This is a genomic window from Waterburya sp., from assembly GCF_058530065.1.
This window is the reverse complement of sequence record NZ_JBZNBU010000068.1, coordinates 1-14,800: the sequence shown is the minus strand read 5'-3', so window position 1 is coordinate 14,800 and position 14,800 is coordinate 1. Positions and strand designations below refer to the sequence as shown.

At 38.6% G+C, this 14,800-nt stretch carries 13 protein-coding genes; 7 read left to right on the top strand and 6 right to left on the bottom strand.

From position 1 onward, the window contains the following. The 3 genes from AC33VI_RS04585 to aroQ all read left to right on the top strand — a co-directional run. Positions 1-1,026: 3'-5' exonuclease (locus tag AC33VI_RS04585; protein WP_491781088.1), on the top strand; the 1,026-nt coding region annotated here is incomplete at its 5' end. 427 nt (positions 1,027-1,453) lie between these two features. Next, complete coding sequence (locus AC33VI_RS04580; RefSeq protein WP_491781087.1) at positions 1,454-1,591, top strand: hypothetical protein; 138 nt, start codon at positions 1,454-1,456, stop codon at positions 1,589-1,591. A 25-nt stretch (positions 1,592-1,616) separates the two neighbouring features. Next, positions 1,617-2,060, top strand: a complete 444-nt coding sequence (aroQ, locus tag AC33VI_RS04575; RefSeq protein WP_491781086.1) for a type II 3-dehydroquinate dehydratase — start codon at positions 1,617-1,619, stop codon at positions 2,058-2,060. A gap of 101 nt (positions 2,061-2,161) precedes the next feature. On the opposite strand, the gene AC33VI_RS04570 is transcribed toward aroQ, so the two are convergent. The 4 genes from AC33VI_RS04570 to AC33VI_RS04555 all read right to left on the bottom strand — a co-directional run bounded on the left by AC33VI_RS04570 (position 2,162) and on the right by AC33VI_RS04555 (position 8,118). After that, positions 2,162-3,325, bottom strand: a complete 1,164-nt coding sequence (locus AC33VI_RS04570) for a hypothetical protein (protein ID WP_491781085.1) — start codon at positions 3,323-3,325, stop codon at positions 2,162-2,164. A 128-nt stretch (positions 3,326-3,453) separates the two neighbouring features. Then, on the bottom strand, positions 3,454-4,863 hold the full coding sequence (locus AC33VI_RS04565) for a ferredoxin:protochlorophyllide reductase (ATP-dependent) subunit N (protein WP_491781084.1): 1,410 nt from the start codon (positions 4,861-4,863) through the stop codon (positions 3,454-3,456). A 158-nt stretch (positions 4,864-5,021) separates the two neighbouring features. After that, entirely contained in the window at positions 5,022-5,888 is an 867-nt protein-coding gene (gene bchL, locus AC33VI_RS04560) for a ferredoxin:protochlorophyllide reductase (ATP-dependent) iron-sulfur ATP-binding protein (RefSeq protein ID WP_491781089.1), read from the bottom strand. A 703-nt stretch (positions 5,889-6,591) separates the two neighbouring features. Then, complete coding sequence (locus AC33VI_RS04555; protein ID WP_491781083.1) at positions 6,592-8,118, bottom strand: sensor histidine kinase; 1,527 nt, start codon at positions 8,116-8,118, stop codon at positions 6,592-6,594. 239 nt (positions 8,119-8,357) lie between these two features. Between AC33VI_RS04555 and AC33VI_RS04550 the strand changes: the two genes are divergently transcribed. From AC33VI_RS04550 to AC33VI_RS04535, 4 genes are all read left to right on the top strand, one after another. Further along, positions 8,358-10,136, top strand: a complete 1,779-nt coding sequence (locus AC33VI_RS04550) for a calcium-binding protein (protein ID WP_491781082.1) — start codon at positions 8,358-8,360, stop codon at positions 10,134-10,136. 280 nt (positions 10,137-10,416) lie between these two features. After that, entirely contained in the window at positions 10,417-11,580 is a 1,164-nt protein-coding gene (locus AC33VI_RS04545; RefSeq protein ID WP_491781081.1) for a pyridoxal phosphate-dependent aminotransferase, read from the top strand. A gap of 35 nt (positions 11,581-11,615) precedes the next feature. Next, the gene (locus AC33VI_RS04540; protein ID WP_491781080.1) at positions 11,616-13,055 is read left to right on the top strand and encodes a bifunctional orotidine-5'-phosphate decarboxylase/orotate phosphoribosyltransferase; all 1,440 of its coding nucleotides are present in this window, start codon (positions 11,616-11,618) and stop codon (positions 13,053-13,055) included. Positions 13,056-13,132: 77 nt separating this feature from the next. Continuing rightward, positions 13,133-13,897, top strand: coding sequence for an SDR family NAD(P)-dependent oxidoreductase (locus AC33VI_RS04535; protein WP_491781079.1), 765 nt, complete (start codon positions 13,133-13,135; stop codon positions 13,895-13,897). A gap of 73 nt (positions 13,898-13,970) precedes the next feature. Here the strand turns inward: AC33VI_RS04535 and AC33VI_RS04530 are convergent, their stop codons facing one another. Both AC33VI_RS04530 and AC33VI_RS04525 read right to left on the bottom strand, forming a co-directional pair. Further along, positions 13,971-14,459 carry a helix-turn-helix domain-containing protein gene (locus AC33VI_RS04530; protein WP_491781078.1) on the bottom strand — a complete coding sequence of 163 codons (489 nt, stop codon included), beginning with the start codon at positions 14,457-14,459 and terminating at the stop codon, positions 13,971-13,973. Positions 14,460-14,595: 136 nt separating this feature from the next. Then, positions 14,596-14,800, bottom strand: a 205-nt coding sequence (locus tag AC33VI_RS04525) for a transposase family protein (RefSeq protein ID WP_491781077.1), incomplete at its 5' end; no start/stop codon positions are given.

The following is a 14,800-nucleotide window of genomic DNA, read 5'->3' as shown; positions in this document are numbered from 1 at the left end:
GTCGGTGGCTTAAAATTCTACGATCGCAAAGAAATTAAAGATGCGATCGCCTATCTTCGGATTATCGCCAATCCAGACGATACGGTAAGTTTGCTGCGAATTATTAATACTCCCCGTCGTGGTATTGGTAAAACTACCATCGGCAGGTTGATGGATGCAGCCCAACAATTAGGCGTACCTTTATGGGAAATCCTCAGGGATGAAACTTCAGTTAACACGATTGGGGGCAGGGCTGGTAAATCCCTCACAGAATTTGCTCAAATGATTCAGGGGATGAAAGATAGCCTCGATAAACTCACCGCAGCGGAAATTCTCAGTAGCATTATCGAACAGTCTGGTTATGTTAAAGAGCTACAACAACAGGGTACGGATGAAGCCGACAACCGCATTGCCAATATTTACGAACTTTATAATGCGGTGCAACAGTTCCAAGAGGACAACGAAGAAACTAGTTTAGAAGCTTTCCTCTCTAGTGCTTCCCTAGCTTCCGACTTGGACGATCTCAACGAAGAACAACAAAAAGTTTCCTTAATGACCCTCCATTCGGCAAAAGGTTTAGAATTTCCTATTGTCTTTCTTGTCGGTATGGAACAAGGCTTATTACCCCACAATCGTACTTTAAACGATCCTCTAGAAATCGAAGAAGAACGCCGTCTTTGTTATGTGGGCATTACTCGCGCCCAAGAACAACTATTCCTTACCTACACTAGAGAGCGTCGTCTCTGGGGACAAAGAGAACCAGCAATTTCTTCCCAATTTTTAATGGAACTTCCAGGAGAATTAATTAGCAGTAATGTCAATGCGGCTACTACCTATCGCCGTCGTCGCCCTCAAGCAGAAAAAACTTCCCAGGCGATCGACATTGATTGGCGGGTGGGCGATCGTGTCTTGCATCAAGAATTTGGTGCGGGAGAAATTACTCATGTATTGGGTAGTGGCAAAAAAGCGACTTTGGCAGTTAAGTTCTTAGCAATGGGAGTAACCAAAATTATTCCTAAAATAGCACCAATGGAAAAAGTAGAGTAACGATCTAGTCAGAAGTCGTAGGAGCGTTCTTATATTTGCTGAGTTGCTTGAAGGGATACTTTTTCTTTCAACACTTAATAGTTTCCCACTCCATTAAAGGTTATAATGATATTATTAATGTTATGCTGAGCCCATTCTTTTGAACTAGGATAAAGGTTAGTTTCTACAACCGATAAATCTTAAGAAAATCGAAATTTACTAAGAGTATATACTCATAATCTCAGCTTGTGCTAACCTTAATAATAGTTCCAAGATTATAAACTTCGATGTATCCGAATCAAGTGTAAAATTTTGTAACACAAGAATATAAGAGCTTAAAAGTAACATTTACCTCATACATACATGGTGAATTTACAAGCTTTGTTAGCATTACGCTAACCGAACAAACAAATAACAATAAGATTATCCTGAAGGAGTCGTTTATCCGATGGACTATATAGAACAGCTACTAGACAAACTAAGAGATTTAGCCCAAAAACTAATTGAAGTTTTATTGGGGCCAGAACCCGAAGTGGAAAGAGAAACTATACCCATACCTGTAAACGATCGCCGATATCGTCGTTAGACTAAGTTACTTTGTAATCTCAATCTTGTCTAAAATAAGTATATTAGTTTTACACGGCCCTAACTTAAACTTATTAGGGCTAAGAGAGCCTGGAATATATGGCTCTAAAACCCTCGTGCAGATTAATGAAGCATTACAAGCAGATGCTCAACGACTACAGGTTAGCCTTGATTGTTTTCAGTCCAATCATGAAGGCATATTAGTAGACACGATACACAATGGGAGAGAAAAGTACCAGGGAATTATGATTAATGCTGGTGCTTACACCCATACTAGTGTTGCCCTCCGAGATGCTCTTGCAGCAGTTAACATACCTACCGTAGAAGTGCATTTGAGTAATATCTACACTAGAGAAGAGTTTCGACACCACTCTTTTATAGCATCTGTGGCTATAGGTCAAATAAGTGGTTTTGGGGCTGATAGTTATCGCTTGGGTTTGAAAGCCTTGGTTAATTATTTAAGAAAATAGTTGCTCGGTCTATTTTTTCAACCTAGCTGAATAGTCAACAATATTTGATTAGCTTTTAAGGATATCTTCAACTTATATAGTAACAATTAATATAAACGATTTTAACCCTTGAATTCTAATGAATTAAGTATTTTATCTTCTACTTGGTAAATACAAGACATAATACTATTTTCGTTTTCATGATTATCGAGTAAAGAATATTTAACTTCATCTAAATATTCAGCAACTGCTTGTCGAAGAATTGGTTTTTCAACATCTACGCTATGGTTATAGTCCCAAATATCCCATGCTATAATCCCCACTGCTGCTATAGGATCGATTAGTTGCGCCCCTAATTTACCTGCAACTAACGCACCAGTTTTAGTTGCTGTTTTAGCACCCACCTTACTAGCAAGAGAAACAACTACTTTACTACTAATTTTTCCCACAGTGGGCAATAAAGCTTTAGCCATAATAATGCCCGTTGTTCCTAACATCATTTCTTTTTGTATTCTTTTCGTGGCACTACCATTTGTTCCAAATATAGTTATGGCAATCTCATTAGTATAACTTTCCCAATCTGCTTCTGGAATTTGATATTTTACTTTAACAGTACCTAAATTTTCTACAATTCTATTGATATACAAATCTACTGTATTTTCTGCAATTCTTTTGAGTTGCATTTGTGCTGCTTGCGGTCTTAATACTCTATTGGAAAACTCCAGCTGAAATTCTTCAATTAGTTGTTCTTTAATCGCCTGTTTGCCAGTTTTTCCCTGAGAATTGACTAAGTGAATTAATTCTGATGATAAACCAGTCCAAATAGAATTTAATTCTCTTCCTTTCTGATTGAAATAATCAAAATACCAAGGTATAAAATTATTATCGATACGAGTCATCAATTGAGCTTCCCAACGATCCAACTCTTCTGAGGCTTGTTTTTCTGATGCTATACGTGCTTCTCTTACAGCGGAAATTATTGCTGCATCAATTCCTGAATGGAACTGTTTTTCAACTAATATTGTCTTTTGATTATTACTAGGAACATCAACCTTATAATTTAAGGAATTCTTAATCAAGAAATAACCAAATAAAGGAGAAACAACTAAAAACAACACTACTATCCATAGAATCCAAGAGAAAGGCAGAATAATCTTAATAAATCCCATTATTTTGACAATTAAGTTTTTCCACTTTGAGGAATTAATATTGATTTCTGGTGAACGGCGATCGCTAGTAGGTAATTCTGTATTTAAACTATTATTTGAGATATTTTTTTGTGCCATCAACTTGTTTAGTCAATTTTTTATATTTATAAAATTATCCAGACATCAACCTAAATTAAAATTATTACAAAAAAGAGCCTGACATTGCCAAACCCTTATTATCAAATTATTTAGTTGTTATTGTTAAACTAAACTTGAGCTTCTTCTTGGACTAACTTTTCCCAGCCTAATTCTTTGAGGTTATTATTTCTCCGTAAGGGACGAGTAGCCAATTCTAGAATATCTCTGGCATTGGTAAAACCGTGAATTTGAGCGAAGGTAAATTCTACCGACCACTTAGTATTAATACCTCTAGCTTCTAGAGGATTGGCGTGTGCCATACCAGTAATTACTAAATCGGGCTGAAGTTCGTAAATCCGTTGAATTTGATTGTAATTATCTGGTTTTTCCACGATAGTAGGTACGGGAACACCCATTTCATGACAGGTTTTTTCCAACAAGTCTAATTCTGCTTTTTGATAGCGTTTGTCCATATAAGGAATACCAATTTCAGGACAAGACATACCACAACGAATGAGGAAACGGGCAAGAGAAATTTCTAATAAATTGTCTCCCATAAAGAAAACAGATTTACCGCGAATTAACTTAATATAGTCTTCGAGATTTTCCCAAATTTTGGCTTCTCTTTCTGCCAAACCTTGAGGTTCGATATTAAATACAGAGCAGATCTTTTCGATCCAAGCGCGAGTACCATCAGGGCCAATGGGGAAAGGCGCGCCAATAAGTTTGGTTTTACGACGGCGCATCAAAGTAGTAGCCGTACGAGATAAGAAAGGATTGACTCCTGCTGTATAGTAACCCTGTTCGATCGCGGGTAATTCGGTAAAGCGTTTGGAAGGAAGCCAGCCAGATACTTTAATGCCCTGTTTTTTCAATTCTAAAGTCAAATTAGTCACCACAGGATCGGGCAGAGAACCAAATAAGACTAGTGGTGGATGGTCTTTATATTCCGACTCTGCTTGACTGATTTCTTCTTTCTTGCGTCCGAAGTTTAACAAACTAGAAACGGCGTTGCGTTCTTTTTTCTCTGCTTCTACTTTTGGTGCTTGAGTGGGACACTTGTGAGCCATGGCAGCTAAAACGGTGTCTTCCCCTTGAGTAAAGGCATAATCCAAACCATTAGCGCGGGCGGTAACGATGGGAATACCGATTTCCGCTTCTAGTTTGGGGGCTAACCCTTCCAAGTCCATTTTGATAATTTCAGTGGTACAAGTACCAATCCAAACAATAACCGAAGGATTGCGATCGCGTTTAATTTGCAAACACAGTCTTTTTAATTCTTCGTAGTCATTTAATTTAGCAGATATATCTCCCTCTTCCAATTCTGCCATTGCATAACGAGGTTCGGCAAAAATCATTACTCCCATGGCGTTTTGTAGGAAGTAACCGCAAGTTTTTGTACCAATAACTAAGAAAAAACTATCTTCAATTTTTTGATACAGCCACGCCACGCAGCTAATGGGACAAAAGGTATGATAGTTCCCAGTTTCGCACTCGAAATTTAATGCACTCGGTTGTTGTTCTTTGGCTAAAGTCATGTCTTATGTATTTTCGGATAACTAAATTAACTTTTTGAAAGAAGCTATTAGCTATCAGCCATCAGCTATCAGCTAAGATGTTTTCCTAAAATTATTGTTGAGATACAAAGAAAATCAATAAAAGCTAAAAGCTAAAAGCTAAAAGCTAAGAGCTATTTTTAAACCATCATCGCGTCTAATTCTTCATCTTCTGTAGGCTGTTTTCCTGTGGGGGGATTGAGATAGTAGTCAGATAGCAAGGAGAATAAATCCCGATCTTGGGCTTCGTTGGGGACAACTCCTTCAGGAGCAGCTAAAATTTGATCGGCAATGTTGAGATAGTAATCACAAACAAATGCTAAGGAAGGATCGTTTTCTGCCATTTCAAAGAGAGTTTTACCTTTAACGCGAGAAACGCGAATATCTTCGATTAAAGGTAAGATTTCTAAGACGGGCATGGGTACGTGTTCGATATACTTATCGATCAAATCTCGTTTGGAAGTTCGATTGCCAATTAAACCCGCTAGACGTAGAGAGTGGGTGCGGGCTTTTTCTCTAACGGATGCAGCGATACGATTGGCTGCAAACAGTGCGTCGAAACCATTGTCTGTAACAATCATACAGTAGTCAGCATAGTTTAGAGGGGCAGCAAAACCACCACAGACAACATCACCCAGTACATCGAAGAGAATGACATCGTATTCATCAAAAGCATTTAATTCTTTGAGTAGCTTAACTGTTTCTCCAACCACATAGCCACCACAACCAGCACCCGCAGGAGGTCCACCTGCTTCGACACAACTCACTCCACCGTAACCTTCGTAGATGACATCTTCTGGCCAAATATCTTCGTAATGGAAGTCTTTTTCTTGAAGGGTATCAATAATAGTTGGAATTAAAAATCCCGTGAGGGTAAAGGTACTGTCGTGTTTGGGATCGCAGCCAATTTGTAAAACTTTTTTACCTCTTTTTGCCAAGGCTGCGGAAATGTTGCAGCTAGTTGTAGATTTACCAATTCCGCCTTTACCATAAACTGCTAGTCTTATTTGTCCCACGTTGCTTTTCTCCCCTGCTTTTAAATATTGAATTTTATTTGGGCGTTTGCGATATCGCGACGTATTTATTTTGCCTTACGTCTATGTCTGCATTATGAGCCAACTAACGGGGAAAATAAAGCTACTTTATATCTTTAAATCATTGTTAGTCTAAGTTTGCAAGATTATTTATTTTTAAAATGAATTTAAAGGATTTATATAGCGATCTGAGGCGTTAGAACTATTTTTTAATTGTTTTATGTTTAGTTTTTTTGAAAATAAGAACAAAAAACAAAAATTGGTAAATAGTTGACTGAACTGATTAAGCTCACCCCACGCAAAAATGATGCCGTTTCTGTTTAAATTGACTAGAAATGGTTTGGGGACATAGGGCAATAGGGTATTTAGAGAAATAGGAATAGATTTGTAGGGCTATTCTAGAGAATTAGTATGACGTGAGATTTCGTGTTGACCGTCGCGTCTGTCCGTTTTGATTGCAATCAACAATTTAACAATCAACAAATTGATGGACGACTATTACTCCTACCCCTGTAAGGAGTAGCCAAAGCGATCGCTTTTTGTAAAGAAGAGTTAATTTTCGGCAAAATGACCTTGCAATGTCAACTTTTATTAAAAATGAGATGGATATTACAGTGCAATAATTTTATTTCTAAAATTTTTAAGCTAATATTATCTAGCGATCGCCAATTAACCATTAACTATTAACAACTACTGGAAAACAAATAGTAAAAGTACTACCCTCATTGAGTTGCGATCGCACTTGAATATTGCCATTCATTCCTTCGACTAAAGTTTTAACGATGGATAAGCCCAAACCAGTACCACCCGCACGATTGCGAGATTCGTCAACGCGGAAAAAGCGTTCAAAAATTCGACCTTGCTGCTGTAAAGGAATGCCCACACCGCGATCGCATACTTGAATATGGGCGCGACGCTCTACTTTTCTGAGTTTTAGAATAATTGGGGTATTTGGTTCGGAATATTTAACGGCATTATCGATTAAATTTAAGAGTACTTGTTTGAGACGATGGCTGTCAGCAGCGATCGCAATTAAATCTGGTTCTAAATCTAAAGTGATATTGCGCTCGCTATATTGTTCTGCCATGGCGACTACTTCTTCGATCAAATCGTTGAGAATAATAGTTTCTAACTGAAACTGCATTTGATCGCTATCTAAGCGGGCTAAATCTAATAAATCTTGTAGTAATTGTACGGTGCGATCTGCTTCGGAAGCGGCGGTTTTAAGAGCCTCCGTTTGCATTTCTGATAGATTATCGTTTCTTCTCAAAACACTTTGAATATATCCAGAAATAATCGTTAAAGGCGTTCTTAATTCGTGAGAAACATTGCTCACTAATTCTCGTTGATGTTCCCAAGACTCTGACAGTCTAACTAACATTCCATCAACCGTATTAGCTAGTTCTTTAACTTCACGAGGAGCTCGTTCCAAATGAATATGGGCTTGGTCTAGTTTATCGGCAGAAATATTAGCAGTTAGCCGACTAATTTTCTTTAAAGGTTGCATGGAGCGATGAATATAGAAAGCAATTATACCAGTCATGGTAGCGATCGCGATTATCGTAGCCACAGCCAAGCTACGAATTAAATTTAAAAACATAATGCGATCGTTGGTAATATTATGAGCTAAATACAACTCGCCCAAATTATTTCCTTTTACCTTTAAAGGAGTAGCGCACATCAACCAATAACTGCCACGCAAATCTTTAATTTGAGGAATCAAAGGCACATCTTTAACCCCCAAAAGCTTCTTGCCAATTTCGGGAGAATCTAAGGTTTCAGACTTAGCCGTAATTTCTCCTTGGGGGTTTTTAATCCAAATTAATTTATCGGGAGTAGATAGAGATGCGATCGCTCGTTGCGCTCCTTCTTCCAAGGGAATCATTTCACTATAAACTTCTACATCTTGGGGAAAGCGAGTCACAATATGTTTCATATTCTCTTTGTGGCTTGAAACAAGAATATGCTCCATTCTTATGCTAGTCCACATTGCCAAGCTACCAATGCCCAAAGCTGCCACTCCAGCAATGCCAACCGTTAATCTTACTTTTAAAGAAGTTGTATCTATAATTTTTCGCACTGGTTTAGTGGGAGAAGGCACATCAATTAAATTATTACTATTGTTAGTGCGATCGACAACAGCGACTTTTTTAATCGGTTGTTGGGGTGTGGCTGATTTTTTGAGTAGCTTAGAAAGTTGCATTGAGTTGTGGGAATGTCGCTGTATTAATTATTTTTAGTTTCCTCCAATATTCTTAAAGAGAACTGAAAAGTTTCTGATAAATCAACTCAGAGCTAATTAAAATATCTTGATAGCTGAAAATTTCCTGAGAATCAAGCTACTTTTTGTTTATTTGTCTTTCAGAAGAACTTTGTGGGACTTCCGAATAATGATTATTGAAATCAATCGAGAACGATAAATCATTTACAGGAGTAATTTCCATGAGCGAAGTAAATCAACTAAACAACAGTATTGCGATCGAAGGACAAAAAGTAGTTGTCAACCAACAAATTCAAGCCCCTCTGGGAGAACCTGCGATCGCAATTACTGGAAATAATAGCCAGCTACAAATTGTACCCCCAGGTTCGATTGCTGCCCCCGACGAAGGAAACTCTGGCATTATTTCATCGGGCGATAACGTACAGATTACTAATCAAGGAGATATCTCAGGGGCTTTCAATGGTATTAGTTCCTCTGGTAATAATTTCACTTTAGTCAATGGTCGTAATGGGGCAATTAGTTCCGATAGTCGCGCTGTGGATATTACAGATGGCGACAATATCAGAGTAGTTAATCAAGGAGATATTTTAGGTACGGCAGATCAACGCAACGGTACATTATACGTTGATGGTACGGTTGATAACTTTAATTTAGCTAACACGGGTATTATCGATGCTGGTGCGGGCAACATTGGCGATGGTTTTTCCATTCAAGTAGGGGCGGATGACGATCTGATTAACCACAATTTTAATATTATTAACCAAGGTCAGATTCTCGGCAGAGGACAGGCAGAATTTGACCCAGCAGAGGGACGTTTGACTGGCAATGGTTCTAGTGGAGTACGCTTTTTTAACGGTTCGGACGCTCCAGAAGCTACTGTAACAGGATCTTTTACCAATACCAATCTTATTTCTGCTGAAGTTAATGTTGGCTTTTTGGGGGGTTTTGTTGTGGAAGACGGCGTAGCCTATCAAGGACAAATTAATAACCAAGGCTCGATTTTTGGTCCTCGCAACGGTTTGTATATTGGCAACGCTCAACATGATTTAACGATAAATAACAGTGGCAGTATTGAGTCTGGAAGTCGCGCCCTCAATTTAGATGGAGATAAGATTATCTTTAATAATACAGGTTCTGTTCTGGGTACGGACGACCAACGAAACGGTACTTTATATGTAGATGGAACGGGGGATAATATCGCCATTAACAACAGTAACCATGGTGTTATCGATGCAGGAGAAGGTAACTCTGGTAGCGGCGTATCGGTTCAAGTAGGTACTGCTAACGGCATCGCTGAAGGTACGGATGACTTAGAAACTGCTGTAAATATTAATAACCAAGGTTTGATTCGAGGACGAGGAACAGAAAACACTCCAGCGGGAATTCGATTGTTTTTGGGGTCGGATTTAACCGAAGCTACTTATACAGGTAATATCAATAACTCTGGAACGATTATTTCCGATACTCAAGCGGGGATCTTAATTGAATCGGGAGTAGTTTTTAACGGCGAAATCGTCAACAATAGTAACGGTTTAATTCGCGGTGGCAATGGCTTGGCAATTGATGCAGAGGAAGCTTCAGGCAATATCTCTGTAACCAACAATGCTATTTTAGAGGGTGAAGTCCGTTTGGGTCTGGGAGACGATCTATTTCGCCAAAATTCCGCACAAGGAGTAGTAGTAGGTGGTGGTGCTGGTAACGATACTCTACTTGGTGGTAGTGGCAATGATATTTTAACTGGCGGTAGCGATCGCGATTTCTTAACTGGTGGCGGTGGAGATGATGTCTTCCGCTTCGAGACGGGTTTTGGCACTGATACTATTACCGACTTTGAAACTATCGATACTTTAGACTTTAGTGCTTATTCAACTGATATAGATCGCATTTTAGGTTCGGCAACTCAAGATGGTCACAATACTTTGATTGATTTGGGAGGAGATTCTATTACTCTAGAAAACTTTGCCGTACAAGATTTAACTGTCAACAATATTTTGGTTTAATTTGAATCATTGATGTCATGGGCTAATTAGTTAGCCGCAACTAATGCTTTAATGCAATGCCCATGCTACTAAAAACTAATAACTAAAAACTACGAACTAATAACTATCCTCACCGACAAATTTTCTTCAAACTAAGATCGAAATAAGAAATGAATTGTCAGAGGTCGCCCAAAATATAAAGAAAAGTGCCAAAATATCGGTTATTATCAAGAGTCTTGGCAACACTATAATAATTGAATCTAGTGGGTGTAAAAAAGAACATCTTGGGGTAGTAACAAATATGAAATTAGCAGCAAGAGTCAATCAGATATCTCCTTCCCTTACTTTAGCCATCTCTGCGAAAGCCAAGGCAATGCAAGCAGAAGGAATTGATGTTTGTAGTTTTAGTGCGGGAGAGCCAGATTTTCCCACTCCCAAACATATTTGCGAAGCTGCTAAACAGGCTCTAGATGAGGGGAAAACTCGTTATGGTGCTGCGGTAGGGGAATTAAGACTCCGACAAGCGATCGCTAATAAACTCAGAAAAGATAACAATCTGAACTATCAAGCAGAAAATATTATTGTTACCAATGGCGGTAAATTTTCTCTCTTCAACTTGATGCAAGTATTGATTGAAGCAGGAGATGAGGTGATTATTCCCGCACCCTATTGGTTGAGCTATCCCGAAATGGTTAAAGCTGCGGGAGGTACGCCAATTATTATCGATACCCTAGCAGAAAACGACTATAAAATAACTCCCGAACAGTTAGCAGCAGCCATTACCCCAAAAACCAAGTTATTTGTCTTCAATTCCCCTTCTAACCCCACGGGTACGGTTTACCATCCCGATGAAGTAAGACAATTAGCTAAAGTAATCGTCGAAAAAGACATTTTGGTAGTCTCCGATGAAATTTACGAAAAAATCCTTTACGATGACGCGCAACATCTCAGCATTGGTTCGATCGACGAAGAAATCTTTGCTCGAACTATTGTTAGTAGTGGTTTTGCCAAAAGTCATTCCATGACGGGGTGGCGTGTTGGTTATGCAGCAGCACCTTTAGAAATAATCAAAGCCATGGCAAAAATCCAAGGTCACAGTACATCGAATGTTTGTACTTTCGCTCAATATGGTGCGATCGCTGCTTTGGAATCTTCTCAAGAATGCGTTGCTCAAATGGTAGAAGCTTTTGCCGTCCGCAGGAGTTATATGTACGAAGCCATTAACGCCATTCCCCAACTCAGTTGTCCCAAGCCCTATGGTGCTTTTTATCTTTTTGTAGATATTTCTCAAACTGGTAAAAAATCCCTTGATTTCTGTAATGAGTTACTAGACGCTAAACAAGTGGCTGCCATTCCAGGGATTGCTTTTGGTGCGGATAATTGCATTCGATTTTCCTATGCCACAGATCTCGACACCATCAAGGAAGGAATCAAAAGATTAACAGAATTTGTCAATGAAAAATAAGCTAGGTTAAACGGGTGTCGATCTCAATAAACCCCATGAATTTTACTCACAAATTAAATAAAGCGATCGCAACCAATAACAGTTTATTAGTTGTCGGACTAGATCCCAACCCTGAAATGATGTCTCCCGAATATCGCTCGGGAGATAAGGCAGAGTTAATCGATCGCTTGTCAGCTTGGCTGTTGTGGATCATCAGTTCTACGAGCGATCGCGTTTGTGCTTATAAACCGACTCTTGGTTTCTATCAAGCTCTAGGTATACCAGGATTGCAATTATTGGAGCGAATTTTAGCAGCCATCCCCCAAGATATACCGATTATTTTAGATGCCAAACATAGCGATCTCAATACCAGTACGGTATTTGCTAAAGCTATCTTTACCCAATGGCAAGTAGATGCGGTTACTTTAACTCCCTATGCAGGACAAGACCACTCTGCACCTTTTTTAGTTTATTCCGATAAAGCTGTATTTATTGTCGCCCATACTTCCAATCCTCAAGCCGAAGTCTTACAAAGATATCCCAATTTAGAACAGCCTTTTTATCTCAAGGTAATAGTCGAGGCTCAATCTTGGGCGACTCCCGAACAACTATATTTAGAAGTTGGCACGACTAACCCTAACATTTTAACTAAAATTAGAGCGATCGCCCCAGAGCGGACGATTTTACTCCGAAGTTTGTGGAGTAAAAATAATAATCTGAAGTCTTTAATGGAAATTGGGCTTAATGATACTGGAGAAGGATTATTAATTCCCATCCCCCAAGACTTTTTGGCTAGTAAAGATTTAGCTTCAGAGGTAGCCACTCTCAACCAAACCATTAACGGTTATCGTCAAGCAAAAGTTCGAGAAGTTAGCAGTTGCGAAATTTGGACTCCCGATCTTTGCTTGCTAACCAAACATCCCTATCAAGATCTTATTTTAGAGTTATTCGATATTGGCTGCTTGCTCTTTGGAGAATACGTTCAAGCTTCGGGAGCGACGTTTTCTTATTATATTGACCTGAGAAAAATTATTTCCAACCCCCACATCTTCAATCAAGTTTTGGCTGCTTATGGAGATATCGTCAAAACCCTAGAATTTGATCGCATTGCAGGAATTCCTTATGGTGCTTTGCCTACCGCTACGGGATTGGCTTTAAATTTACAACGTCCGATGATTTTTCCCCGTAAAGAAGTAAAGGCTCACGGCACTCGTCGCTTAATTGAAGGTAATTTTAATCCTGGAGAAAAAGTAGTAGTAATTGATGATATTTTAATTAGCGGTAAGAGTGTGATGGAAGGGGCAGATAAATTAAAGTCTGCTGGTTTAAAAATAGACGATATCGTAGTTTTTATCGACCATGAAGGAGGCGTAAAAGATCGTCTGGCAGAGAATGGCTATCGCGCTCATTCTGTATTGACTATCTCTGAAATTACCGAAACTCTATACGAAGCGGGACGTATTAATCAGCAACAGTATCAATCCGTTTTGCATTAAACATTAAACATCGAACATTAAACATTAAACATTGAGCTTGTAATACTTTCACTTATTAATAATTGACTAAATCATAAATGTTATCTGAATTAACTTCTATTAATGCTCTAATTGTCGGGGCTACTCAAGGAATTGGCTTGGGATTTGTTCGGGCTTTATTATCACAAGAAAATGTCGGACGAGTTTTTGCTACCTACCGCAATAAAGATAATGCCGAAAAATTGTTTGAATTACAAACGCAATATGGCGATCGCTTGTCATGTTTGCCAATGGATATTACTCAAGAATCTCAAATTGCCGACGGTGTTAAAAAAATACAAGAGTCAGTTAAAGAATTACACCTAGCTATCTATTGCGTGGGAGTATTGCACGAGGGAGATTTAACCCCAGAGAAAAGCTTGAGACAAATTAATGCCGAGAATCTAATCTATTACTTCCAAATTAATAGTATTGGTGCGGTATTGTTGGCAAAACACCTAATGCCTTTATTTAGAAAAACACCAAAAAGTATCTTTGCTAGTATTTCCGCCAAAGTTGGCAGTATTGGTGACAATCGCTTGGGTGGTTGGTATGGCTACCGCGCTTCCAAGTCGGCGTTAAATATGTTGCTCAAAACTACGGCGATCGAATATAGTCGCCGATGTCCCAAAACTATCGTAGCTGCATTGCATCCTGGCACTACCGACACCAGACTTTCTTCTCCCTTCCAGAAAAATGTCCCCCCTGGTAAATTATTTCCCGTAGAACATACTGTCAATCTTTTATCTCAAGTAATCGACAATTTAGAGCCAAAAGATAGCGGTGAATTCTTTTCTTGGGACGGAAGCAAGCTACCTTGGTAACGGTTTAACCTATGATCCATAAAATTTTCAACTCTTTAATCTATTACTCATAGCAGTTGTAATTACTTTTTACTTAATAAATCAAAATATCTTTTAATTTCACAATCATTTCAGTTCTACTGTGAATTTCCAATTTAATAAACATTTTCTTTAAAGCTTTTTTGACGGTATTTTCGCTAATCCATAATTCTTTACCAATTTGAGTATTAGTCAAGCCACGAGCCACTAAGTTGGCAATTTGTAATTCCCTTGGGGTCAAATTATAAGACGATCGCTCTATTTGATTTGAATGATTTCTTAGATCTGCCAAACAAACAGAAAAATGGTTACAAATGGCACTCAATTTCAGTAAATCGTGAGTATTAAAAGCAGGTGTATCAGCTAATCTGGCAAAGTGAATTGTTCCAATTAAGTTTCCATTACCCACAATTCCCCCAGTCATAATATGTTCGTGGTCGTATATTCCACAACAGCGAAGATAGAGTTCGCTTTGTTTCCATTGTCCTGGAGGCAACACCAATTCTTCATGACAGGGGGCGTGATATTCCATAACGTATTTCATTACAGGATCTACAGTTTTGCCATATTGTTGATATCTTTCTACAAAAGCATCGCTGACTCCATGTAAATCGCAACTTAATAAATTATTTTGTTCGTCAACTAAATAAATTCCCCATTTATTAGACCTCTTGCATGAATCATGCGATCGCTAAACTTAGCCCACAATTGTATAAACCAGCAATAAGGTTGAAGCGTAATCCGAACCTACGGCGACGATTGCGATAGGGCTGTGCCAGAATCCGAAAAATTTTGAGGCTACGAATAACGTGTTCAATATAAATTCTTTGCTTTGCTAATTCCCGATTGTATTCTTTTTCCATCGAAGCTAATGGTTGTTTCTTT